We start from the raw sequence: 410 nt of genomic DNA on the forward strand, positions 1-410 counted from the left end.
ACCCCACCATGTCCCCCACCTCCCTCACCACCACATCCCCCAGCTTCTCCCTCCCTCCACCCCTATTCCCCTCCTCCCCCTCACCCACCACCCCACCCCCCCCCTCATTCAAACCACTTCCACACCACCCCTCCCACCCACTCAAACTCTCCTCCACAAAACCCACTTCAATCATCATCTCTCCCCCCCCCTTACACTCTCCCCACCACCCTTTCCACTTCCCCCAAAACCACCACCCATTCACTCCGTCCCCGCGACCCCCGCTCGCCAAGACGCACCCTACCTCCTCACCCACCCCCATCACCCTCATCACCCCCCCCACCCCTTCATCCCTCCTCACCCCCCCTCTCTCCCCCTTCCTCCACCCCATCCCCTACTTCACCTTCTCCCCCTTCCTCCCCTCCAACACC

Annotated in this window: 1 pseudogene; it reads right to left on the minus strand. The window is 63.9% G+C overall.

From position 1 onward, the window contains the following. Window positions 1-370, minus strand: a pseudogene (locus FS507_RS19865) (hypothetical protein); the annotation flags it as partial. Between the last annotated feature and the right edge of the window lie 40 nt (window positions 371-410).

The organism is Corynebacterium glyciniphilum AJ 3170 (assembly GCF_007673095.1).
Classification (GTDB): domain Bacteria; phylum Actinomycetota; class Actinomycetes; order Mycobacteriales; family Mycobacteriaceae; genus Corynebacterium.